The following is a 21,346-nucleotide window of genomic DNA, read 5'->3' as shown; positions in this document are numbered from 1 at the left end:
AAAATGAATAAGCTGAAACTCAATAATAATGAAGACGATAAGAAAATTATTACATTTACTATTAATAAAGAAATTAAAGAGTCACTCAGAGAAATTCTGTTAAATTCTGAAAAATATAATTTAAAAAAGAAAACTGATTGGGTAAACGAAGCCATCATAATGTTAAAGGAAAATCCTGATTACAAAGAAATGGTACTCAATGCAGAAGGGAATAGTGAAAATTTCGTATTTGATAAAATTTATATGACATTTAAGCAACGATGTTTTTTTTCTGATATGAGAAATGAAGTTGTAAAGGAATATCCTGATATAAGAGGCCCTCAAACTGCCATAATACGCGCTGCTATTTTGAGTAGAATGATGAGGAAAAAATAAGAAAAAAGGCCAAACGGAATGGGTAATGTTCGCTGAAAAAACAATACGTAAACATGTAACAATTATTCATGCATACTCTTTAATGAGTGTATTGCAACGGAAAATTGTCAATGTGCTTTTGTATGAAGCAATAAAAGGAGATGGTCGCATAAATAACCATCAAAATTCGGTCGCTGTCGAATGTAATATGCCTTTTTCTAAGCTGTTAAAAGCAGTCAAGTTTAATAGTAATAATACCCAATATCTAAAAGAGTCCATTGATGGGTTGGCATCATTAAAAATAGAATGGAATTTATTGAAAGATAAGGTACCTACAGATATCTCGTTTTTAAATTTACGAGTTTTACATGGTGCGCCTACGTTCTATCAAGATAATACCATCAATTTTTCTTTTCATAAAATCATGCTTGATTTACTAGTTAATCCATCTATATACGGTACAATCGACGTTGATCTGCAATCTGAATTTGAATCGAAATATGGTCATGCTCTTTATGAAAATAGTACACGGTTTATTAACTTACAAAAAAATAAAATTATTTCATTAGATACATTTAGAAAAATTTTAGGAGTTCCTGAAGATAAATATCCAAGTATGCGGGAACTTACAAGAAATGTCATTTCGCCCTCATTAGAAGAGGTTAATGATCGAGCTAATTTTGCTGTTAGCTTGGATCCAATAAGAGTTGGTAGAAAAATTACTGGATTTGAGGTTCTAGTTAAGAACAAAAAAAATACAATAATATCAGAAGTCAGCTGTATTGATCGTGAAAATGAGCAGATACATAAAGAAATAAAATCAACTTTTGGCATATTAAATGAGTCAATATTAGAAAATATTATAAATAACTACTCAGAAGAGTATATTCAAGAGAAGATTAACTATACCAAGAAATATGCAAAAAAAGAGCGGACAGGTTTTTATCCTATCCCATATTTTATTAGCGCCTTAAAACACGATTATAAATTTAAGGAAGAACCTAAGCCAGAAGTTTCTCAAGAAAAAGCATCTAATGATGAAGCTGAGTGGGAAAAGAAATTATTCGCTTTACAGGCAGAACTCAATCATTGGGAAAAACTATCAGGATATACTAAAGCTGGAGATAACCAAGAGCATGTTAAAAACATGCAGAAATTTGTTCTAGAAGCCCAAGAAAAATTAAAGCAACATTATTTAGAGAAGCCAATTAAAATGGAGGCGGTTTAATATGAAATTTCCGGCCTTTGAACCAATCAATCTAAAGAATGAGCTCCAGTCCTTGGAAGCAATTGATCTGTGTTTATCAAAAATTTATCCAGATCAAAATCAGGCTAGAAAGTTTTTTAGCGATGCTTCACTAGAAGAATTGGCTTCATCAATTCGGCAGCATGGGATTATACAGCCTATTCTTGTCAAAGAAATAGATCATAATAGGAATGAATATCAAATTATTGCAGGTGAACGGCGTTGGCGCGCAGCTAAAATAGTTGGATTAGAAAAAATCCCTGCAATCATTAGAAAATACAATAAAGCAAATGGGATGGCAGTATCTTTAATTGAAAATATTCAAAGAGAAGATTTAAACCCATTGGAAGAAGCGCAAGCTATACAGCGATTAATAGAAGAGTGTTACATGACGCATGGTGAAGTTGCTGAAACTTTAGGTAGATCTCGAACAACGGTTACTAATCTTCTTAGATTGCTTACTCTCACAGATGAAGTAAAAGAAATGTTAAAAACGGGATTATTAGAAATGGGACATGCTAGAGCTTTATTAAGTTTGTCGAATGTACAACAAGTAGAAACAGCAAAAATAATTACTAGTAAGTCTTTATCTGTTAGGGAAACTGAAAAATTGGTTCAGCGCTTAAATAGGCCAGAAGATAAACAGGAGTTTTTTCTAAATCATCAATTTGAACAAAAAACGAAAGATTGGATGGCACAATTGTCGAAAAAACTTTCATCAAAAGTTAACATGCATTTTAATGATGGAGGAAAAGGTAGGGTGGTGATAAGTTTTGACTCTTTAGAGGAAGCAGATTGGTTAATGGCCCATCTTAAGGTGGAAGGGTAGGGCTATTTTTTATTCACAAAATTAGTGGATAACTATGTGGAAAAATTGGAAGTTGTTTGCCTTGAGCCTGTAGTTATAATTTTACTGGTATACCGGAAAAAAACGACCTCCAAATTTTACTTTCAAGAGACGATTGGACTACGTCGAATGGTAAAGTGTGGCAAAAGATCATCTTCTTTCTAATCACTATTAAAGCGTGCTTAAATCGATCTGATTATTTAATAACCACTTTTCTTTTAGAAATTAAAAAGTAAGTCAAGTTGGAATGCTGTTGTATGAGATAAGTTGTTGTGAACAGTCGTGGAGCAATTATTTTGACTCAATTCGGACCTTGGTTTTTTCTTCCTTTTGGTATTGGTTTTATTAGTATATTTTTGTGATATTAAAAGAAACAGCATATTGTGAAGGGAAAAAATATTTTCACTATACAAAGTTTTAAGTCGATAATTATGCTGATAACGGATTTTTATCATGCTTAAGAATTGAGCAAACGCATTTGTGTACGTTGAAAAAGCTAATGTTCTTCTTTGTCCCAACTTAGATTTTATTCTTCCATTAATGGCGGTGATTGTCCAATCATCCAGTAAATCTTTCTCTAGACGAAGCACATAATAGCGTTTGTCTTTCTCAAAGCGTGCCTCATGGTAGACTTCTTTGTAGGTAAAATCCAAATAGTGTAACCAGGGTAAAGTAATAAACCAGAGCGTCATTTAGAAAATAGCCAAATTAGCAATGCGTTTTAGGCGATCAGGATTGTCTTCAACATAAATTGCGGTAGTCACAATGTTAGCATGACCTGCAAGACGTGAGACTGCTTTAATATCCGCGCCTTGTTCAATTAATCGGGTAATGAAAGTACGTCGACCAGAATGGGAGCTTGCCCCAATGATTCCTGCTTTATCATAAAGTGACTTGAACCATTTTTGCAAACTATTGGGTGTAAAGCGACTTTTACGTTGGGTCTGAAATAAGGGTTTGTCTCGTGCAACATGTTTTAGGGTATCGAGATGTGCTTGGAGTGCTTTGCGGATTTTTTCATTGGCAAGATAAGCGTAACGTTGCTTTTCACCTTTGGTCATTGAGCGCTTCAAACAAATCTCTTCAAGTAATTGATAGTTGTAATCGGCTACATCTGCAATAGTGAGAGAGGCGATTTCTTTCACTCGCAATCCAAGACCAAAAGAACAATACACAAGGGCGCTATTTCTTATAGCGAATTGCCCATCTTTGGCAACAATAAGCAGTCGCTTAAACTCCGCTTCACTTAAGACTCTGGCCTTTCCTTCTTTTGGCATAAAAGACTCAATATTTTCCTGTTATAATGGTATTCTAAATAAATCAGGCTGTCTTGGCAAAAGCAAAAATAAAATTGTGGTTTATAGTAGAACTTTAGTATGAATACACTCATCGATGCAGCAATAAAATATCTTTCGAATCATTATTGCAGTGAAATAGAACTCATAAGGCAATTGGAGAGGGATTTTTCGCATGTGCCCGAGTTAGATGCTCAGATTCATGCAACCCTAGCTCGCCTTCGGGAATTACATTTAATTAATGATAATCGTTTGGCTGAATCATTAAGTGCCCGTTATATCCATAAAGGAAACCGTTTTATTCAAGAAATATTAAAACAGAAGGGCGTTAAAGAAGAAGTGATTGAGCAAGTCTTAGAACATATTGAACTGGAAGATGTTCGCGCCCTGGATGAAGCTCGGAAAAAAATGCGTGGATTTAAGAATGAGACAGATGAGGCAATAAATACAAAATTGGCTCGTTTCTTAAGTGGTCGAGGTTTTTCTCATGCCACGATAAAAACTGTACTTAAACAGTTAAGTGAAGAACAGACTACTTAACGTTTTAGATAGTGTAGCGGATGAATACAACAATCATTTGCATCTATAAGAAAAGAAAACTGTAAATTAAACTCTGAATGAAATGATAAAGTTACAACGTATCATGATTATTGGTAGACCAGGAAGTGGCAAGTCCACTTTTTCTGTTATGTTGCAAAAGAGTCTAAATATTCCATTGTTCCATTTAGATAAATATTTTTTTATTGCCGATTGGGTGCCACGAGAATATGAGAATTTTTTGTCACTCCAAAAAGAATTAGCTGCTAAGCCTTGCTGGATTATTGATGGTAATTCCAGCAAATCATTTGAGATACGTTATCGCGAAGCCGATATGTGCTTGTACTTTAATTTACCCAAGTGGCTATGTTATTGGCGGGTATTTAAGCGCTTGTTTTATAAGGCTTCAGAAATTGATGATAGAGCCGCTGGTTGCAATGAAACGGTCCGATGGTCGCTATTAAGTTATATGTGGAACTATGAACAACGGATTAACCCTTTATTAAATGTCTTAAAGAACCAATATCCAAAAGTGAAATTCATTGAACTCCGTAGCCCATATGATGTGGCGCACTTGATGCGTGTGCTTAAACATAAAGAAGAGTAAAGTATTGTGACAGGATTTTAATAAATGATGCCGACGAATATGATAATACTCTTGATGGGTATTGCAGGTACCGGTAAAAAAACCATAGGCGAGGCAATTACAACGCTGGCCCCTCAGTTTCGATTAGCGCATCACCATGCTTGGATCGATCCGGTTCTAAAACTTTTAGGTAACGATGCTCAAGTATTTTGGTCTCTTGATGATAAAGGATGGGCAGCGCTTAACAAAGCTCGTGATGTGATTTTTGATACGATGACTGCGGTTTGCTCTAAAGAAGCGAGCTTTGTTATTACCTATGAGCTCTTAGCGAATAATTCTTGGCATCAGGAATTTTTTAATCAAGTACAAACCGTTGCTCAAAAACGGGGAGCTGTGTTTGTTCCTATCCGACTGATTTGTAATGGTGCAGAGCTTGTTAAACGCTTAAAAGACTCAGATAGAAAAGGCTATTTTAAAACACAAGATGAGGCGCTTATTACAAAAAGATTGTTTGAAGAAGACGTTTATTTTAGCAAAGAGCCGTATGAAATGACTCTAGATGTGAGCCTCCTTTCAGCAGAGGAGTCAGCGCGTTGTATTTTGGATTGGACTTCCTTAGTTTATGGGAGTAAAAATCAGAATCTGGAATTTAAACCATTGAGTCAAAAAGATTTGAACTTAATGACCCAATGGTTTGCAGAGCCTACAGTGAAACAAGGGTATGCACGAAATCAACAGTTTTCTTTGGAAGATATTAGGGCAAAGTACTTACCCCGCATTGAAGGCATGGATCCAGTCCCGAGTTTTATTATTTATTTGGATCAAAAACCAATTGGTTTTATTCAATATTACTGTCTTGCCGACCATTTACCCGAAGGAATTTCAGGACATAATGCTTCCTTGTTTGACAAGGCTACACCTGAACAATTGGCTGGTATCGACCTTTTTATTGCAGAGCCATCGTGTCGTGGAGTAGGGTTGGGTAGACAAATTATAAGGCATTTTATTGCAAAACAACTCTACAGATTTAAAGCCGTTGTCGTTGATCCTCAAATTGGAAACGAACAAGCCATAGCGTGCTATCAAAAGGCTGGTTTTGTTCCCACGCAATACAGTGAAGATCCCAATTACCTACTCATGATAAACATGCTTACTTATAGAGGGTCCCATGAATATTCTTGAAACTCCCCGTCTGATTTTACGAACATGGCAGGAAGCTGATCTTGATCCTATGGCACTTATTGATCAAGACAAAAAAGTATGCCAATTTTTACCAGGAATAGGGAGTAAGAGTGCTACAAAAGCAGGCATTGAGCGGATTATTGCACATTATAAAGAGAAGGGATTTTCTTTGTATGCTGTTGAACTGAAAAGTACAGGGGAAATGATAGGATTTTTAGGGTTAATGACCCCTTCTTTTGAAGCGGACTTTACTCCCTCTGTTGAAATCGGCTGGAGACTTTCCTCAACACATTGGAATCAGGGTTATGCTACGGAAGGAGCAAAAGCAGTTTTGCATTATGCCTTTACCTCTTTAAATATTCCCGAAGTAGTTTCATTTACAACAGTGAATAATCTAGCTTCAAGACGTGTTATGGAAAAAATTGGTTTACATCACAATACCAAGGATGATTTTGACCATCCCAAATTGGAGCCTAATAGTCCCTTGAGACGACATGTGCTTTATCGATTATCCAGGGCTGATTATCTAAACAACAAAGGTATTCAAGCATGATTTGGGAGATCACGTTAAAAAAAATTACGGATACAACAGCGAACCATGCGGCGCAAAAATGGGTAAAAAACCCTACCCATCTTAAGCTTATCAATAATCAAATTAACTGTGTTTATCGATTTGAATCTAATGGACAAGGATTTTACCTACGCATGACGCATGAAAAAATACGAAAAGCTCGCGAACTTTTGAGTGCCATTGATTTTCAGAAGTATTTATTTTTGTGTGGTACGCCTATTTGTGAACCGGTGGTATCTCAAGAAGGAAATGATGTTGAAACTGTGCACCAAGAGGATTTGGAATTTTTTGTTCATGTTTGCCGGGAGGTACCAGGGCAAATCATGCATTTTGATTATTCAGATAAAAAAGCTTATCTAACATGGGGAAGGGCTCTAGGGCTATTGCATCAAGCCTCGCAAAGTTATGTTGCAGAGAAACATCACTTTTTAACTTGGGAAGATTTGTGGCGTGAGACTTTGGATTATGCGCGTCAAGAAGAGTCCTTGATTCAGGATTTATATGAAACGATTACGACACGCTTCAAAACTTTTTCAATCGACTCATCTAATTTTGGCCTAACCCATGGGGACCATCGTCCTGGAAATGTGCTTTATGATGGTGAGAGCGTTCATCTGATTGATTTTGATGAGCCAGTATATCATTGGTATCTTGCCGATATTGCCAAACCTTTTTTGGACTTATGCAATAAACCATGGCCTCTCTGGCAACCACTGTTTGAATGGTTTATAGAAGGATATAGGCAAATCCGGCCATTGAGCTCAGAAGAATTAAAAGAAGTGAATCATTTTTCGCAAATGAAAAGCTTAGATATCTACCTCTGGTGTAAATACAACTGGTTTGAAGAAACAGCTCCAGGAGGAAAGCCAGGGGATGAATGGCTTCATGACTTAAAAACTATGGCATTAACCCCTTTGTTTTATGTGCCATAACCGATTAAGGGAACTCCTATTGAGGTGGGTAATGAATAATATCATGGATGCGCGATAGCTCATTGGTTGGATTTCGGTAGCCATGCGGTTGATTGGCATTAAAACGCAGTCCTTCTCCTTTGGAAAGTGATTTCCAGAACCTACCTAACAAAATTTCAATGGTTCCATCCACAACAATGACATGCTCAATGACTCCATGTTTATGAGGAGGTGAAAGATGTTCGCATCCGGGCAATAACTCAATAACAAACAATTCAAAATGTAGCTGTTCATCAAAAGGAAACAGAGGAAGTACTCGTATTTTTTCATCATCTGGATGCAAAGTTTCAGCATGCCCTGTTCTATAAATAGGATTGGTTGAATCATCCAGACTGTCTTCAATAAACGATGAAAAGGAGGTTTGAAAGCCGCTCGCAATTTTCCATAGGGTAGAAATCGTTGGGCTTGACTCTTCGCGTTCAATTTGCCCAAGCATCGCTTTAGAAACGCCCGTTTCAAGCGCTGTTTTATCTAAGCTCCAACCTCGATCTTGTCTTAATGATTTTAGTATTTTTGCAATGCGGTTTGAAATTTCTTGCATTATGTCCCTTATTAAAAAAAGCTTGTGCGTTTTAGCGCACAAGTATATACTGGTTTATTATGCGTTATAACGCACGAATTGTGAAGTAGATTGTGGAGGATTGTATGGTTGAACACCCTTTTAAAAACAAACTGGTTGCAGTGCTTAACAAACGTATCGAGCCTGGCAAAGTAATGAATGCACTTGCTCATATGTGTATTGGTTTAGGCGCTGTGATTGGTACAGAAGAACTGCGTTTAACCGATTATCGAGATGCAGACGGAGGCTCTCACCCGTATATTTCAGAAATCCCTTTTATAATTCTTTGTGAGAATTCCAACAAAATTAGAACATTACGCCAGAATGCTTTAGCAAAAAATGTTCTCTTTAATGATTTTACCGATACGATGACTGTTGGGTCCTATCAAGAGCAAATTGAAAGAACGGCACAGGTTAAAGAGAACGATCTGATTTATTATGGCATTGTCTTGTTTGGGGATTGGGACGTAGTGACAGAGCTCACTAGAAAGTGTTCTTTGTGGCGATGATGGGATGGTGATAAGCGATGAATAAAGAGAAAAAGTTAAGTAAACGCGCGCAAATCATACAAGATTTTTTATCTCAAAAAGGGATATCGTGTGAGGTCAAAGAACTTGATTCGAGCACTCGCACGGCAAAAGATGCTGCTGATACTTTAAGATGTGGTGTTGCTCAAATTGTGAAGTCATTACTATTTTGCACAGAAAAAACCAACAAGCCAGTATTAGTATTAGCAAGTGGTGTTAATCGTGTGAATGAGAGCTTGATTGTTAGTCTCATCAATGAACCTATTGGGAAAGCTGATGCAGATTTTACACGAGAAATCACTGGTTTTGCGATTGGTGGAGTTCCTCCCGTTGGCCATAAAAACGTTATTGATACGGTTCTTATTGATGAAGATTTGTTATGCCATGAAGTTCTTTGGGCTGCAGCAGGAACGCCCAATGCAGTGTTTTCATTATCTCCTGAAACATTGAAACAGCTAACAAATGGGATGGTGGTAAAGATTAGAGAGTAAGTCATGCAAAAAATATTCTGGGATAATCCCTATCAACGCCAATTAATGACTAAAGTGGTGTCAGTCAATGAGAATCGACTACTTTTTGCAGAGACTATTGGTTTTTCGTTTTCCGGTGGTCAGGAAAGTGATACAGTCCGCGTGAACGGCCTGATAGTCACTCATTCTGAAATAGAAGATCACTTGATTTATTATACATTACCTGCGGAGCATGGACTTTCTAAAGGCGATGTTGTCCTTATGGAAATTGACTTTGTTCGTCGTTATAAATTGATGCGCCTTCATTTTGCTGCTGAATTAATCTTAGAGCTTGTCCAAAGAATGCTGCCCGTTGAAAAAATAGGTGCTCATATTGCTGAGCATAAGGCTAGAATTGATTTTAGCTATCAGCACAATATTTCGGATATCTTTGACTCTCTTTTGTTTGAATACAATCAAATTATTGCAAAAGATATGCTTATTCACACTGGATTTTCTGATGAGAAGAGTCAAATGCGTTATTGGGAAATCGAAGGATTTTCTAAGGTTTCTTGTGGTGGAACACATGTAAAATCAACCGCTGAAGTGGGTTATATTACGTTAAAAAGGTCGAATGTGGGTAAAGGTAAAGAACGAATTGAAATTTATCTGGTACAATAAATTCAGCTTAAACATAAAGTGTCTTAATCAAAAAAGTAGCTTAATACTACGGGAGTTATGAGTGAATGCAGAAGAAATTACAGTTTTAAATGATTTAAAAAACGATATAAATCAATTGCTGGGATTTCATGAAGAAACACCAAGGATTAATTATGGTCCTTGTGGCGCGTTTGCTAAATTATTTTTTGATGCTTGGAATGACCGCTTTCAGGATAAAGTGCATATTGTTTTTGTGATGATGAAATCCCATGAAGAGTGCTGGCACATTGCATTGCGCATGCCTTCAGGAGAACTTTATGATGGAGGAGTTGGCCTTCATTGTGAAGAAACTTATGGAGAAGATTACTTGTTTGAAGACATGATCGAATATGATCATGAACGTTTGGAAAAATGGTCTTATGGTCTTGAACGTGATTATCCACGTTTTTGTCCTGATTTTAATAAACAAGTGGTGAATTCATTGATTATTCATCATCTAGATCGATTGCGATCTCAAGAAAGTTGACTTAATGCGTTATTTACCTCAATAAGCAATTCAAAAATTAAGTAAAGAGCATTACTCAAAACCGCGTTTTGTTTTTTTGGACTGGCTCTGTTTCTCGATGGTGAATAACACAAGCCCAGATATTTGATGAGGATATCGCTATGAAACAAGAACACCAACTGATTTATGAGCTAGAGACTTCTCTTTTAAATCCGAAAACGAGAAAATCGATTACCCAACTGAAGCTACTGATTGCTGATAAATTTATCGAGTATGGGGCCTCTGGTTCAATTTACAATAAGAACGACCTACTTGATTCTCTTCCAGAAGAAGAGTCACGAAGTTATATGGTTAATGACTTTTCAGTATTAGAGGTGTCGCCCGAAGTCATGTTGGCAACTTATAAGGTTACTGTTGCCTCAAAAAGTTCCTTACGTTCTTCGCTCTGGCAATACAAACACAACCGTTGGCAAATGGTGTTTCATCAAGGCACGCCTTGCCAAGAGGAATAATTCATTTTTACAGGTATTAAGATGATAACGATAGCCTATCTAAAACATCACTCCGATTGCATTCCAGAGCTTGCTAAGATTTGGCATGAAGTATTAGGAAAAATTTGGGTTCCTGATGTGCCCACTTCGCGTGTAGAAGAAAATTTACGAAATCATTTAAACATCGAGCAGTTACCGCTCACTGTTGTTGCTTTTGATGAAGATAAACCTGTTGGGATGTGCTCTTTACGCGTGAATGATGGGATCCGTCCTGAACTAACTCCCTGGCTAGGCTCGTTAGTGGTAGCGCCAGGCCATCAAAAACAAGGTATTGCAAGACAGCTTATTCTTCGAGTAAAAGAAGAAGCCCAAACATTAGGGTTTAAAAATCTTTATCTTTTTGCTTTTGATCCTACCATTCCAGAATATTACAGTCGTCTTGGTTGGCGCACGATTGGCATGGATGAATTTAAAGGACATCCTGTCACCGTCATGGAGATAATATTGTGAAGATTAGACAATTGTTTGATGCGGATTGGAATATATGGAAAGAAATACGTTTAGAGGCTCTGGCCAACTCACCAGAAAGCTTTGGCTCTTCTTATGACGAGGAAGCGTTAATGTCCGATACTGATTTTCAAAATGGATTAAGTAAAGGATACGTATTAGGTGCCTTTGTTGATGATTTATTAGTGTCTTGTGCTGGATTCTATAAGCTTAATTCACTTAAAACCAAACACCGTGGTGTACTTTGGGGTATGTATACTCGTCTTGAATACAGAGGGAAAGGTATTGCAACAGCATTAATTCAGACCCTGATACAACATGCAAAAACCTGCGTTACTCAATTGCACTTAACCTGTGTTACGAGCAATTTTGTGGCCCGCGCTTTTTATCAAAAGCAAGGGTTTCGAATTTATGGTACTGAACCTAAAGCACTTAAAATTAATGATACCTTCTATGATGAATATTTAATGGTATTGGATTTTAAAGAGGAACCCATGAAAAAACTAGATACCTATCAGAGCCTGTGTACTGAAGTATATGATTTAAGTAAACCCAATGTGCCACAAGATGCGTACTCTTTTTACCGAAGCTATGCTGTAGAGGCTAAAGGCACCATTTTAGAGCCTATGTGTGGTACGGGTCGATTTTTATTGCCTTTGGCTGAAGAAGGATTTGATGTTCAGGGCTTTGATGCAAGTCAACCGATGCTTGAGCGACTGCATGCAAAAGCAAGGAGCAAAAATCTTAATCCAAAAGTCTGGTATGGTTTTATTGAAGATTTAAATCAATCTGAGAAGTACTCTTTGATTTTTATACCCAGTGGTTCATTTTGTCTCATTACTGAAAAGGCGGATATCCAAAAAGCCTTAAAAATCATTTATGAGCACCTAGAAGATAAAGGACTTTTTGTATTTGAAGTAGAAACACGCTATGCAGTTCCTAATGAATTAGGTATATGGAGAGGCTCAAGATGGCCCAAAGAAGATGGAACTCTCATCGTATTAAGTCAATTAGCCATGCTCAATGAAGAGGTTTGTTACTCTATCGGCAAATACGAGTTGATTGAAAACAACCGTGTGATTCAAACAGAGGTAGAGGAATATAAAATTCGCATTTATCAAAACTCTTCTTTCTTGCACAATTTGCTTACTGAGGTTGGTTTTAGCAATGTACGGATGGTTAAAGGATTTGACCGAAACGCGCCACCTGATGAAAAAGACGAAAGTATTGTTTTTGAATGCAGAAAATAATTGAGGTAATAAATGAAGATTCTATGTCCAGCACCACTGCAAAAAGGAGATATCGTAGGGCTTATTTCACCGTCGAGCCCTATTATGGAACAGGATATAGAAGCGGGAGTTCATTTATTAAAGTTGAATGGATTTAAGGTAAAGTATGCAAAGCATATGTTTGCATCAGAACGATTTTTAGCGGGAAAAGACAGTGAACGTGCCAATGATGTGATGGATTTCTTTAAAGATTCTGAAGTGAAAGCAATTATTGCAACCCGAGGCGGACAAGGTTCACAACGTATTTTACCTTTTTTAGACTATGAATTAATTAAGAGAAACCCAAAACAATTATTCGGGTTTAGTGATACCACCGCGTTGCAATTAGGCCTATTTAAAAACAGTGGCTTAGTAAGTTATACAGGATTTACTTTGACTATTCATTTGAGTACCCAGGTTAAAAAAACATTACTTTCTTCTTTATTAGGCCAAGAATACATAATTTCCAAAGGAATAAAGGTTCATGCAGGTGTTAGTCGAGGCCCTTTACTTGGTGGAAATTTAACTCTGATGACTAATTTAATGGGCACACCTTATCTGCCTAGTTTTAAAGAAAGTATTTTGTTGGTAGAAGACGTTGGTGTCGAGCCCTATAATATTGATGGCATGCTCTCCCAACTAGATTTAGCAGGAATTTTTGATGAAGTTTCTGGCGTTATTTTTGGTACATTTGAACACTGTAAAAGTAAGAACTCGCATCAGCATGATGGTACGGTAGAAGATGTAATCAATGAATGGGCTTCAAAATTAAAAGTACCTTGCATTAAAGAGTTTCCCTATGGGCACGGTAAGCAAAATTGCATTCTTCCAATTGGCAAAGTGGTTACTTTAGATGCAGATAATGCTTGCGTTACAATTCAAATTTAAAAAAAGAAATAACCACTACTGATGAGAACATTGTTTTAATAGAGGCATAAATGAATACACAAGAAATACCCAAAGAGTATCAACATATCTCTCCAGCAGGTGCTGAAGTTCGATTGCTGATGAATAATCATTTAGGTGGAATGGCTCACTGTACTTTGAAAGCAGGAACAATTTCCAAAGCAGTTCGTCATAAAACTGTATCTGAATTTTGGCATGTCCTTTCTGGTGACGGTGCAATTTGGCGTAAATTGAACGATGAAGAGAGTATTACGCCTTTAACACCTGGAGTCAGCATCGATATTCCCTTGGGAACACATTTTCAATATCGAAGTGATGCAGCAGATTTAGTGTTTATTTGCGTTACTATGCCACCTTGGTCAGGCAGTGATGAGGCAAGTTATGTGGAGCATGGTGCCTGGTCTCCTACAGTGGGATAAATTAAATGACTTTAAAGTTATCGTTTTTAGAAAATCCAAACCCTGATGATGTTCAAATATTAACAAATGGGATTAAGGCGTATGCCAAACAACAAAGAGGCTTCGAATCTTTAGATTTCTTTGCATGCTTTATTCGTGATGCAGACAATAGCATTGTGGGTGGTTGTAGTGGCGGAACACTCTATGGAGGTCTTCATGTCGATAATCTTTGGGTGAGTGAATCCATCAGACATCAAGGATGGGGAACAAAACTCATGCAAAAGGCATTGAAGTATGGTAGTGAGAAAGGCTGCGCTTTTGCAACAGTTAACACTATGGATTGGGAGGCAATAGAATTTTATAAAAAATTAGGGTTCAAACTTGAATTTGAGCGGCATGGATTTCAAAAAAATTCTATTTTTTATTTTTTGCGTAAAGAATTTCAAGAAACAACAGACATCGGGCTCTTAAATGGTGATTCAGTCTCCGGCTTAAGTCAAAGCCTAAAATCGCATGTATTAGAATCTGTAGTGAGAGAAGAGGCTGTCTCAATAAACAATGCACTCCATTTTAAATGGGGACAAGGTTGCGATGGATGGTGGTTAAAAAATGAGGGGCAGTTTAGTGTTATTTATGAAACGATGCCTGCTGGAAGTTGTGAGATAAAGCATTATCATCAGAAAACAGAACAATTTTTTTATTGTTTACAAGGACAATTGGTTATTGAGTTTGAAAATTATGAACAGGTGTTGCAGGAACAGGAAGGAATAACTATTAAAGCATGGGCAGCTCATAAAGTGAAAAACAGTTCCGGAAATTTGGTTTCTTTTTTGGTGATTTCATCTCCTAATCTATCCGGGGATAGAGTGAATCTGGAGTCCTAAAATGTCTGTTGAATTGATTATCCGCAAAGCAGTAATTGATGATGCTCAACATCTTCACCCTTTAATGGAGCAATTGGGCTATCCGCAATCGCCTGATGAGTTGCAAAGAAGACTTGAGCTATTTACTAATGAACTGCATTACGGTGTTCTTCTTGCGGAAATTGCTGGAAAAGTTGTTGGTTGGATTGCTTGGTCTAAGAGCTATCTTTTTGTTTCAGAAACAACAAGATTTCATATTGAAGGCCTTGTGGTCGACCAAGGATATCGTAATCAAGGAATAGGTAAAAAGCTTATGATTACTGTTGAGGAATTTGCCAGGCAGTTTAGTCCCTGTATCATTGATTTGACATCGGGACTTAGGCGAGCCAAAGAGGGCTCTCATGATTTTTACAAATCGCTTGGTTATCAGAATGAAGGTCATATGGCAAAACTGTATTTAAGGAAAGTGCTGTGAACATCAAAGAATTACAATCTGCTTTAAAAATTGAGACAGCAACATTAGATGATTATCCTATCATCCAAAATATGGCACGATTTTATGTATATGAACTCTCTCGTGACTGCGGTTTTATTTCAGAGGATTGGGCTTTGCCTCCCGATGGCCTTTATGAAAGCTTCGATTTTAAAAAATACTTTGAAGAGCCGACAAGAAAAGCCTTTCTGATTAAAGTAGGTAATGAATTAGCAGGTTTTGCCCTATTAAATCAAGAAGGAATTTACCCAGATACTATGTGGAATATGGGCGAGTTTTTCATTACTGCAAAGTTTCAAGGCAAAGGTTTAGGTTTTTTGGTTTCCTCTGAACTTTGGAACATGCATCCAGGCTTATGGGAAATTTCTGTGATTCCGGAAAATAAGCCAGCGCTTAACTTTTGGCGCAAAACTATTGCAAAAATTACAATGGGTAATTTCCAGGAAGAAATTAAAACAGTCAATTATGATCCACATCAGCCTCAGCGAGTTATTTTTCGTTTTGATAGTAATGTACAGAATGTAGGGGAACCTTTAGAAAGCAAGAAAGAATATCAAATCCAATTTGTTGATGAGCTTGATGAGACAACAGAAAACCGAATGACAAAGGGATTTGTTGCCTATGAGGCTCAGCATGGTATCGACGTCAATTATCGATGTTTTTCAGTGACTATTTCTTCTGCCCAAGGAGAAGTTTTTGGGGTGATTAATGCCTATACAGCATTTTCTGAAATTTATGTGGATGATATTTGGGTAGATAGCGCTTATCGTGGTAAAGGGTATGGTAAGCAGTTATTGCTTGCTCTAGAACATCATTTCAAAGGTCAGGGCTTTAATAATATCAATTTAGTGACTAGTGCATTTCAAGCGCCAGAATTTTATAAGAAATGCGGTTTTACAGCAGAATTTACGAGAATCAATAAAAAAAATCCCAAGTTAAGCAAAACATTTTTTGTTAAATTTTTTAATGAAGAGTTAGAAACACAAGGCATTCTTAAGGCGGTTCATAGTGAATAGAAGTCAGCTAGAAACAATCTGTAAAAAATTAAAGATAAACCAACCTTGTGACTTGCCTCAAAGAGTCTATGGCGGTCTTTTACATAAAATGTGGTATCTGGAGTGCAATGGCTCGCAGTTTGCTGTAAAACAACTCAATAGCAGGATCCAATTGACTGAAGAAGTTAAATCCCAATATGAATTGACAGAAGAGATAGCCTTCCTATTTTCCAAGCATACGATACCTGCAATCCATGCTCTAAAAATAGAAAATAATTATTTAATCCTTTCGGAAGATGAAGCTTTTCTTGTTTATCCTTGGATAGCAGCAAAAGCATTAAATAAAGACGCTATATCTGAGGTGCATGCACTTAAAATAGCTGCCTTTTTGGCAAAAATTCATTGTATTAATCTTAATGTCCCTGAACTAAGCACTCAAGAATTTGATATTCATACCAATGAAAAAATTAGTGTGTTAATAGACCAGTCAGCAAGCCAAAATTTGGTGTTTAAAGAGCAATTAAAAAGTAATCAACGAATTATAATTGAGCTTAATGAGCTCTATCAAAAAGTAATACCTATTTTACAAAGTAGTAGTGTAGTAACCCATGGCGATCTGGATCAAAAAAATGTTTTATGGGATAAAAATGATACTCCATTTCTCATCGATTGGGAGTCTGCGCGAAAACTTAATCCTACCTATGAAATAGTCAATTGTGCTCTTGATTGGAGTGGAATTACTACCCCATTTTTTCATAAATCTTTATTTATAAAAATGCTAAAAATATATGCATCATCTGGATTAACTATAAATCAGGATCATTTAGAGGCCGCCTTTTATGGTGTTCTTGGTAATTGGATCAATTGGCTGGTGTATAATATAGAGCGTTCTTTTAGCTCTGATAGCGAGCAGCAGAATATTGGTGTTGAACAGGTTCTTCAGGTTTTGCCTACTATTATTCAAGTCAAGGCGAGTATTACAGAATTAACTCAATTAGTAACACGTGAATTAAGAATAAACTGTTAACTTTATTCAACTTTGATTACCATATCGCACGAAATTAACTTAAGTTTCAAGGAATGCTTCATGATGAATACTAAAGCGCTATTTCCTCGTTTTGTTCCCATTCAATCGGATTTTACCCGCAATAGTGATATTGAACAGGTTGCAAAAATTATTAATGAATCTGATATACCGCTTCATCTTTTAGTTCATAATGCAGGAATGAAAAGCCCTCCACGTCCGTTAACTGAATATGATTGTGACAGTATTGACGCAGTGTTCCAGGTTAATTTATTAGCTCCCATGAAACTAACAGCACTTCTCGCGGTAGGGATGCCTGAGAAGTCTCGGATTTTATTTGTTACATCAAGGGCAGCCACTTTGAAACTTAAAGAAAGTTCAACATACTGTGCCAGTAAAGCAGGTTTGGATGAAGTAACGGCTATTGTGAGAAAAGAGTTAGCCGAGAAAAATATCGGTGTGTTTTGTGTTATTCCAGGGGAAGTGGATACAAGAATTCAAAAAATTTTAAGAGAAACAACTTCATTTCATTTGCATAAAATGTTTGATGAGGCTTATCAGTCCGGTCACTTAATAAGTCCAGAAACTTGCGGGGAATTCCTTAAATGGATTCTTTGCGGCTTATCTTTTGATGAATTTAAGCAAAGCAATATGCCAGTTTCTATCTATGAAGAATGGCATCATCCATTCTGGCTTAGAGATAAGAGTCAGCTACCTCCCTTTCCTTTCTAATTCATTTATGAATTTTTACGATCAGTTCCAATAAAAGATCAACTTCGGAAAATAGATGCTTCGTTTGTTCTGTTCTTTTTCAAGGTATATTTCTTTTATGGGGGATATGCCTTTACTCTTTCTTCAATTGTTTTCTCAAATAGATCCGATCATGTCCTTCTAGGTATTTGTTAATTGTTCCTAAATGCTGATAGCCTTGTTTTAAATAAAACCCTTCTGCCTGAAAAGAAAAAGTATCTAATGTTGATGCTGGAATCCCTCGTTTAATTGCTTCGACTTCAACGTTGCGTAATATCTCAGCACCAATACCAAGACCACGGTATTCTTCATTAACCCAGAGGACATCAACGTATATTGAGCTTTTATGAGCATATACAATAGCACCGCCAATAATAGTACCTTCGTTATCTTTCACATAGATTGAGTAACGCTCTGGTTTGGTTCCCGTAAAAGGAGCATTAAAATTTACTATCCCATCACGAATAATTTTATCTTGCTGTTCTAGTAGCTTGGGGTCTATAACAAGCTCTAGTTGGTAATTTGCGGCTTGATTCATGAGTTATATCTTCTAAAATTAGTTTGAATACAATAAATCATCGATAACTTCCATAGTAATTTCGGGTAGTTTTTGCGTTTGATCAATACTCTCTTGAATGGTTATAAGCGCTTTTTTAATGTCATCAGGTAACATCTCAGATGGTGCATTGTCGCCTGGCCAAGAAGCATCTCGAGTCGCTTTATCTGGCCAACGAGAATAGGCAAGCCACATACCATCGTTAGTTTTATGCAGGCAAGAACCTAACGCTCCGCGATATTGCACAAAATAGGAAGCGACCTGATGCCAGGCCTTTTGATACTCCATCTCAAGCCCAGGCTTAATAAAGGCTCGGTAAATAACAGCAAAACATTTTTTTGAAAGTCGTTTAAATTGTTCTAGTGCTTCTTCAGGTGTTAAATCTTGGTTCCCTAAAACCTCTTCTGCTTTGAATATGTTTATCCTTTTGGGAATTGAAAACTGGGAAGTAAAGTACATCTGATCAAGGCCTATTCCAAAAGCACAATGCTTATAACCGAGAACACGAAAGTAATTAATTGGTTGCTGGTTCTTATTAGCTAAGACGTAGTTTCTGAATTTGGGATTATAAAACCCATAAGTCATGTAATAATGAATACCTTGGCTTTCAAGATAGTGAACGATGTGAACCAAATTTTGGTGCAGTTTTTCAGGTGAATAAAGTTCAGTATACATCCCAGCTTTTTCAAACGTTGAGTGCTCATTCTCTGGATAAGGAGGATTCAGCGCCACAAAATCACCAGGTGTCGCGATCGAAATCACGTCCATAAAATCACCACTTCTGAATGAAACTTGATTTACATTAAGAAGGTTAGATACTCGGTCAATCTCACACAAGAACATTTCCAACGACAAATTTGCATGTTCAAGAAATCGATTGGCGTTTTTTCCTTCAAATAATTCACCTTCGCGATAGATAATATTCAGTTCTTTATCATAAAAAAGAATTCCTCCCCATGAATGATTGATGATAAAGGGGAGCAATAATGGTTTTTCCTCATCAGTTGTCTGGTTGTAATTCTCAATCACTTTAAGGAAAAAATCTTTCTTCGATAGGGAAACATCATATTTTTCTATTAACGCAGCATAAGAGGTTTTAACAAGCGTAGGATTGTCTCTAATTAATTGAAGTATATTAATCAGAACTTTATTGCTGTCATTGACAATATATTCTTCTGCAAGGCCAACCTCCATTGCAGCCAAGCTCCAAGAAGCAGAACCTGAAAAAGGCTCAATAGCTTTCTTGTATTTTTGGCCTTTATTATTCGCCAATAATACAGAGAAATGTTCATTCAACCAGCTGGTATCAGGGGACATATGTCCTGTTAAATCTGGAAGAGTGAGGTACCTATTTCCGAGGTAGTGGAGTGGTCCCCCATGATTTTGATTTAATTGAATAGTATTTGGGCTCATAATAACCACTATGCAGTAAATATAACTATGAAGCGGCACATCTTAACATGAAACAAACAATTTTTTTATTCTCTTGAATAAAATGACTATTGACCCTCACGTTGCGTGATAGCTTAGAATCATCAATTAAGGAGATGATGCTTATGAAATATTATCAAATTAAAGAAATCAGCCAAATGACCTCTCTTTCAATTCGGTCATTGCAATACTATGATGAAGTAGGTTTGTTAAAACCAACAAAGCGCTCTGATTCTGGCTATCGTTTGTATTCTGAAACTGATTTACTTATTTTACAACAAATTATCACCTTAAAATTCCTTGGATTCTCTTTATCTACTATTAAAGAAATCCTTGCGAATCCAAACTTTAATCTGGCCGCATCAATGAGCCTTCAAGCCCGCGAATTGAGTGAAAAGGCTAATAAAATAAATGAAGCAGCCTCTTTGTTAACGTATATTGCCAGTCAACTGGAAATAAACCAGCCAATCAATTGGCAAAGTAGTGCAAAAATTATTGAAATATTGGAGTTAAATACTATGAGCGATGCTGTATTAAAAAAATATCAATCCGTTAATGAATCAGAGTTAGGTAAAAAATCAGACTATGATTCCACCTATAATCCCAATCGACTCTATCCTATTCCCAGAGCAGGTAAGCGACAAGAAATTGGCATTGATCCTGCCCCCATCCTCCTTTTGTGGGTTTTGACTGCTGGAATCATTATGAAGTCTCTTGGCTCAACGAAAAAGGTAAACCGATGGTTGGGATTGGTGAAATTTTTTATGATTGTAACTCGCCCAAACTCATCGAATCCAAGTCATTAAAACTTTATTTTAATTCATTCAATAATACCAAAATAAAAAGTATTAGTGAGTTAGAAAATACAATAAAAAATGATTTAGAAGCACGTATAGAAGCTCCAGTTTCAGTTAAAATTTATCTTTTGGAACAAGCAAAACACTACGCTGTATCACAAATACCGAAAGGTGAGTGCATTGACCATCTCGATGTTGAATGCTCTGTCTATTTGGTTGAGCCATCATTTCTTAGTGTTCAAAACGAGTTAGTGGAAGAAAGATTGTATTCTAACCTATTAAAATCAAATTGCTTGGTGACTAATCAACCCGATTGGGGAAGCATACAAATTGCGTATAAAGGAAAAAAGATTAATCAAGAAGGCTTATTAAAATACCTTGTTTCCTTTAGAAATCATAACGAGTTTCATGAACAATGTATTGAACGGATTTTTGTGGATATTATGAACTGTTGCAAACCGGAAATATTATCAATCTATGGACGTTATACTCGGCGAGGAGGATTGGATATTAACCCCTATCGCTCCACAGAAAATAGTCCTTTTGGTAGAGAAAATATCCGGTTGGTCCGTCAATAA

At 36.7% G+C, this 21,346-nt stretch carries 27 protein-coding genes and 3 pseudogenes; 25 read left to right on the top strand and 5 right to left on the bottom strand.

What is annotated here, in order from left to right:
- The first annotated feature begins 3 nt into the window (after positions 1 to 3).
- From HBNCFIEN_RS17035 to HBNCFIEN_RS17025, 3 genes are read left to right on the top strand one after another with little or no spacing between them, the layout of a single operon-like run.
- A complete protein-coding gene (locus tag HBNCFIEN_RS17035) occupies positions 4 to 375 on the top strand; it encodes a hypothetical protein (RefSeq protein ID WP_010655311.1) in 372 nt (123 codons plus the stop codon).
- Between the two features lie 25 nt (positions 376 to 400).
- The gene (locus tag HBNCFIEN_RS17030) at positions 401 to 1,582 is read left to right on the top strand and encodes a replication initiation protein (RefSeq protein ID WP_014845020.1); all 1,182 of its coding nucleotides are present in this window, start codon (positions 401 to 403) and stop codon (positions 1,580 to 1,582) included.
- A gap of 52 nt (positions 1,583 to 1,634) precedes the next feature.
- A complete protein-coding gene (locus tag HBNCFIEN_RS17025; protein WP_225316559.1) occupies positions 1,635 to 2,429 on the top strand; it encodes a ParB/RepB/Spo0J family partition protein in 795 nt (264 codons plus the stop codon).
- A gap of 236 nt (positions 2,430 to 2,665) precedes the next feature.
- Here HBNCFIEN_RS17025 and HBNCFIEN_RS17020 read toward each other — a convergent pair whose 3' ends face one another.
- Both HBNCFIEN_RS17020 and HBNCFIEN_RS17015 read right to left on the bottom strand, forming a co-directional pair.
- Positions 2,666 to 3,139: a hypothetical protein gene (locus HBNCFIEN_RS17020; protein WP_014845022.1), complete on the bottom strand. Its 474-nt coding sequence runs from the start codon at positions 3,137 to 3,139 to the stop codon at positions 2,666 to 2,668.
- Entirely contained in the window at positions 3,140 to 3,724 is a 585-nt protein-coding gene (locus HBNCFIEN_RS17015) for a site-specific integrase (protein ID WP_014845023.1), read from the bottom strand.
- A gap of 99 nt (positions 3,725 to 3,823) precedes the next feature.
- On the opposite strand from HBNCFIEN_RS17015, the gene HBNCFIEN_RS17010 reads away from it, so the two are divergent.
- The 5 genes from HBNCFIEN_RS17010 (at position 3,824) to HBNCFIEN_RS16990 (ending at position 7,550) form a co-directional block, all read left to right on the top strand.
- Positions 3,824 to 4,282: a regulatory protein RecX gene (locus tag HBNCFIEN_RS17010; protein WP_014845024.1), complete on the top strand. Its 459-nt coding sequence runs from the start codon at positions 3,824 to 3,826 to the stop codon at positions 4,280 to 4,282.
- 82 nt (positions 4,283 to 4,364) lie between these two features.
- Positions 4,365 to 4,886 carry a DNA topology modulation protein gene (locus tag HBNCFIEN_RS17005; RefSeq protein WP_014845025.1) on the top strand — a complete coding sequence of 174 codons (522 nt, stop codon included), beginning with the start codon at positions 4,365 to 4,367 and terminating at the stop codon, positions 4,884 to 4,886.
- 24 nt (positions 4,887 to 4,910) lie between these two features.
- Positions 4,911 to 6,047 (top strand): GNAT family N-acetyltransferase, encoded by a 1,137-nt coding sequence (locus HBNCFIEN_RS17000; protein WP_014845026.1) that lies wholly within the window; start codon positions 4,911 to 4,913, stop codon positions 6,045 to 6,047.
- A complete protein-coding gene (locus tag HBNCFIEN_RS16995) occupies positions 6,034 to 6,600 on the top strand; it encodes a GNAT family N-acetyltransferase (protein WP_014845027.1) in 567 nt (188 codons plus the stop codon). Before HBNCFIEN_RS17000 ends, HBNCFIEN_RS16995 begins: the two co-directional genes overlap by 14 nt.
- Entirely contained in the window at positions 6,597 to 7,550 is a 954-nt protein-coding gene (locus HBNCFIEN_RS16990; protein WP_014845028.1) for a phosphotransferase enzyme family protein, read from the top strand. Before HBNCFIEN_RS16995 ends, HBNCFIEN_RS16990 begins: the two co-directional genes overlap by 4 nt.
- A gap of 16 nt (positions 7,551 to 7,566) precedes the next feature.
- Here the strand turns inward: HBNCFIEN_RS16990 and HBNCFIEN_RS16985 are convergent, their stop codons facing one another.
- Positions 7,567 to 8,130 (bottom strand): helix-turn-helix domain-containing protein, encoded by a 564-nt coding sequence (locus tag HBNCFIEN_RS16985; protein WP_014845029.1) that lies wholly within the window; start codon positions 8,128 to 8,130, stop codon positions 7,567 to 7,569.
- A gap of 104 nt (positions 8,131 to 8,234) precedes the next feature.
- Here HBNCFIEN_RS16985 and HBNCFIEN_RS16980 point away from each other — a divergent pair, with 104 nt between their 5' ends.
- From HBNCFIEN_RS16980 to HBNCFIEN_RS16915, 15 genes and pseudogenes are all read left to right on the top strand, one after another.
- Positions 8,235 to 8,657 carry a DUF2000 domain-containing protein gene (locus HBNCFIEN_RS16980; RefSeq protein WP_014845030.1) on the top strand — a complete coding sequence of 141 codons (423 nt, stop codon included), beginning with the start codon at positions 8,235 to 8,237 and terminating at the stop codon, positions 8,655 to 8,657.
- Between the two features lie 17 nt (positions 8,658 to 8,674).
- Positions 8,675 to 9,166, top strand: a complete 492-nt coding sequence (locus HBNCFIEN_RS16975) for a YbaK/EbsC family protein (protein ID WP_014845031.1) — start codon at positions 8,675 to 8,677, stop codon at positions 9,164 to 9,166.
- A 3-nt stretch (positions 9,167 to 9,169) separates the two neighbouring features.
- On the top strand, positions 9,170 to 9,805 hold the full coding sequence (locus HBNCFIEN_RS16970; RefSeq protein ID WP_014845032.1) for an alanyl-tRNA editing protein: 636 nt from the start codon (positions 9,170 to 9,172) through the stop codon (positions 9,803 to 9,805).
- Positions 9,806 to 9,866: 61 nt separating this feature from the next.
- Positions 9,867 to 10,310 carry a hypothetical protein gene (locus HBNCFIEN_RS16965; protein WP_014845033.1) on the top strand — a complete coding sequence of 148 codons (444 nt, stop codon included), beginning with the start codon at positions 9,867 to 9,869 and terminating at the stop codon, positions 10,308 to 10,310.
- A gap of 140 nt (positions 10,311 to 10,450) precedes the next feature.
- Positions 10,451 to 10,801, top strand: a complete 351-nt coding sequence (locus tag HBNCFIEN_RS16960; RefSeq protein WP_014845034.1) for a DUF4440 domain-containing protein — start codon at positions 10,451 to 10,453, stop codon at positions 10,799 to 10,801.
- Positions 10,802 to 10,822: 21 nt separating this feature from the next.
- Entirely contained in the window at positions 10,823 to 11,290 is a 468-nt protein-coding gene (locus HBNCFIEN_RS16955) for a GNAT family N-acetyltransferase (RefSeq protein WP_014845035.1), read from the top strand.
- A pseudogene (locus HBNCFIEN_RS17920) lies at positions 11,287 to 11,739 on the top strand (N-acetyltransferase family protein); the annotation flags it as partial. The gene HBNCFIEN_RS16955 and the pseudogene HBNCFIEN_RS17920, both read left to right, overlap by 4 nt.
- 42 nt (positions 11,740 to 11,781) lie before the next feature.
- A complete protein-coding gene (locus HBNCFIEN_RS17785; RefSeq protein ID WP_029489094.1) occupies positions 11,782 to 12,537 on the top strand; it encodes a class I SAM-dependent methyltransferase in 756 nt (251 codons plus the stop codon).
- 12 nt (positions 12,538 to 12,549) lie between these two features.
- Entirely contained in the window at positions 12,550 to 13,443 is an 894-nt protein-coding gene (locus tag HBNCFIEN_RS16945) for an LD-carboxypeptidase (protein WP_014845037.1), read from the top strand.
- A 50-nt stretch (positions 13,444 to 13,493) separates the two neighbouring features.
- Positions 13,494 to 13,880, top strand: coding sequence for a cupin (locus HBNCFIEN_RS16940; protein ID WP_014845038.1), 387 nt, complete (start codon positions 13,494 to 13,496; stop codon positions 13,878 to 13,880).
- A 5-nt stretch (positions 13,881 to 13,885) separates the two neighbouring features.
- Entirely contained in the window at positions 13,886 to 14,743 is an 858-nt protein-coding gene (locus tag HBNCFIEN_RS16935; protein WP_014845039.1) for a GNAT family N-acetyltransferase, read from the top strand.
- A 1-nt stretch (position 14,744) separates the two neighbouring features.
- A complete protein-coding gene (locus HBNCFIEN_RS16930) occupies positions 14,745 to 15,197 on the top strand; it encodes a GNAT family N-acetyltransferase (RefSeq protein ID WP_014845040.1) in 453 nt (150 codons plus the stop codon).
- Complete coding sequence (locus HBNCFIEN_RS16925; protein WP_014845041.1) at positions 15,194 to 16,231, top strand: GNAT family N-acetyltransferase; 1,038 nt, start codon at positions 15,194 to 15,196, stop codon at positions 16,229 to 16,231. The genes HBNCFIEN_RS16930 and HBNCFIEN_RS16925 overlap by 4 nt, the downstream gene beginning before the upstream one ends.
- Positions 16,224 to 17,237: an aminoglycoside phosphotransferase family protein gene (locus HBNCFIEN_RS16920; RefSeq protein WP_014845042.1), complete on the top strand. Its 1,014-nt coding sequence runs from the start codon at positions 16,224 to 16,226 to the stop codon at positions 17,235 to 17,237. The genes HBNCFIEN_RS16925 and HBNCFIEN_RS16920 overlap by 8 nt, the downstream gene beginning before the upstream one ends.
- Before the next feature lie 60 nt (positions 17,238 to 17,297).
- Entirely contained in the window at positions 17,298 to 17,966 is a 669-nt protein-coding gene (locus HBNCFIEN_RS16915; protein WP_014845043.1) for an SDR family oxidoreductase, read from the top strand.
- Between the two features lie 112 nt (positions 17,967 to 18,078).
- Here HBNCFIEN_RS16915 and HBNCFIEN_RS16910 read toward each other — a convergent pair whose 3' ends face one another.
- Positions 18,079 to 18,522, bottom strand: coding sequence for a GNAT family N-acetyltransferase (locus HBNCFIEN_RS16910; RefSeq protein ID WP_014845044.1), 444 nt, complete (start codon positions 18,520 to 18,522; stop codon positions 18,079 to 18,081).
- Between the two features lie 18 nt (positions 18,523 to 18,540).
- Positions 18,541 to 19,953: a DNA adenine methylase gene (locus HBNCFIEN_RS16905; RefSeq protein WP_019350465.1), complete on the bottom strand. Its 1,413-nt coding sequence runs from the start codon at positions 19,951 to 19,953 to the stop codon at positions 18,541 to 18,543.
- A gap of 134 nt (positions 19,954 to 20,087) precedes the next feature.
- On the opposite strand from HBNCFIEN_RS16905, the pseudogene HBNCFIEN_RS17780 reads away from it, so the two are divergent.
- Both HBNCFIEN_RS17780 and queF read left to right on the top strand, forming a co-directional pair.
- Positions 20,088 to 20,249: pseudogene (locus HBNCFIEN_RS17780) on the top strand (MerR family DNA-binding transcriptional regulator); the annotation flags it as partial.
- A 240-nt stretch (positions 20,250 to 20,489) separates the two neighbouring features.
- Positions 20,490 to 21,346: pseudogene (gene queF / locus HBNCFIEN_RS16895) on the top strand (NADPH-dependent 7-cyano-7-deazaguanine reductase QueF).

The sequence above is a fragment of the Legionella sp. PC997 genome (genome assembly GCF_014109825.1).
GTDB lineage: Bacteria > Pseudomonadota > Gammaproteobacteria > Legionellales > Legionellaceae > Legionella.
Note: the sequence above shows the minus strand (reverse complement) of the source record. Positions and strands in the feature narration are given on the sequence as shown.

Excerpts from the sequence above, each read along its gene's own strand:
- HBNCFIEN_RS17035 (WP_010655311.1), top strand. The coding sequence starts at position 4 with ATGAATAAGCTGAAACTCAATAATAATGAAGACGATAAGAAAATTATT.
- HBNCFIEN_RS16995 (WP_014845027.1), top strand. The coding sequence starts at position 6,034 with ATGAATATTCTTGAAACTCCCCGTCTGATTTTACGAACATGGCAGGAA.
- HBNCFIEN_RS17785 (WP_029489094.1), top strand. The coding sequence starts at position 11,782 with ATGAAAAAACTAGATACCTATCAGAGCCTGTGTACTGAAGTATATGAT.
- HBNCFIEN_RS16940 (WP_014845038.1), top strand. The coding sequence starts at position 13,494 with ATGAATACACAAGAAATACCCAAAGAGTATCAACATATCTCTCCAGCA.
- HBNCFIEN_RS16910 (WP_014845044.1), bottom strand. The coding sequence starts at position 18,522 with ATGAATCAAGCCGCAAATTACCAACTAGAGCTTGTTATAGACCCCAAG.
- HBNCFIEN_RS16980 (WP_014845030.1), top strand. The coding sequence starts at position 8,235 with ATGGTTGAACACCCTTTTAAAAACAAACTGGTTGCAGTGCTTAACAAA.
- HBNCFIEN_RS16985 (WP_014845029.1), bottom strand. The coding sequence starts at position 8,130 with ATGCAAGAAATTTCAAACCGCATTGCAAAAATACTAAAATCATTAAGA.
- HBNCFIEN_RS16905 (WP_019350465.1), bottom strand. The coding sequence starts at position 19,953 with ATGAGCCCAAATACTATTCAATTAAATCAAAATCATGGGGGACCACTC.
- HBNCFIEN_RS16990 (WP_014845028.1), top strand. The coding sequence starts at position 6,597 with ATGATTTGGGAGATCACGTTAAAAAAAATTACGGATACAACAGCGAAC.
- HBNCFIEN_RS16975 (WP_014845031.1), top strand. The coding sequence starts at position 8,675 with ATGAATAAAGAGAAAAAGTTAAGTAAACGCGCGCAAATCATACAAGAT.
- HBNCFIEN_RS16955 (WP_014845035.1), top strand. The coding sequence starts at position 10,823 with ATGATAACGATAGCCTATCTAAAACATCACTCCGATTGCATTCCAGAG.
- HBNCFIEN_RS17030 (WP_014845020.1), top strand. The coding sequence starts at position 401 with ATGTTCGCTGAAAAAACAATACGTAAACATGTAACAATTATTCATGCA.
- HBNCFIEN_RS16915 (WP_014845043.1), top strand. The coding sequence starts at position 17,298 with ATGATGAATACTAAAGCGCTATTTCCTCGTTTTGTTCCCATTCAATCG.
- HBNCFIEN_RS17020 (WP_014845022.1), bottom strand. The coding sequence starts at position 3,139 with ATGACGCTCTGGTTTATTACTTTACCCTGGTTACACTATTTGGATTTT.
- HBNCFIEN_RS16935 (WP_014845039.1), top strand. The coding sequence starts at position 13,886 with ATGACTTTAAAGTTATCGTTTTTAGAAAATCCAAACCCTGATGATGTT.
- HBNCFIEN_RS17000 (WP_014845026.1), top strand. The coding sequence starts at position 4,911 with ATGATGCCGACGAATATGATAATACTCTTGATGGGTATTGCAGGTACC.
- HBNCFIEN_RS16960 (WP_014845034.1), top strand. The coding sequence starts at position 10,451 with ATGAAACAAGAACACCAACTGATTTATGAGCTAGAGACTTCTCTTTTA.
- HBNCFIEN_RS17005 (WP_014845025.1), top strand. The coding sequence starts at position 4,365 with ATGATAAAGTTACAACGTATCATGATTATTGGTAGACCAGGAAGTGGC.
- HBNCFIEN_RS16945 (WP_014845037.1), top strand. The coding sequence starts at position 12,550 with ATGAAGATTCTATGTCCAGCACCACTGCAAAAAGGAGATATCGTAGGG.
- HBNCFIEN_RS17010 (WP_014845024.1), top strand. The coding sequence starts at position 3,824 with ATGAATACACTCATCGATGCAGCAATAAAATATCTTTCGAATCATTAT.
- HBNCFIEN_RS16970 (WP_014845032.1), top strand. The coding sequence starts at position 9,170 with ATGCAAAAAATATTCTGGGATAATCCCTATCAACGCCAATTAATGACT.
- HBNCFIEN_RS17015 (WP_014845023.1), bottom strand. The coding sequence starts at position 3,724 with ATGCCAAAAGAAGGAAAGGCCAGAGTCTTAAGTGAAGCGGAGTTTAAG.
- HBNCFIEN_RS16930 (WP_014845040.1), top strand. The coding sequence starts at position 14,745 with ATGTCTGTTGAATTGATTATCCGCAAAGCAGTAATTGATGATGCTCAA.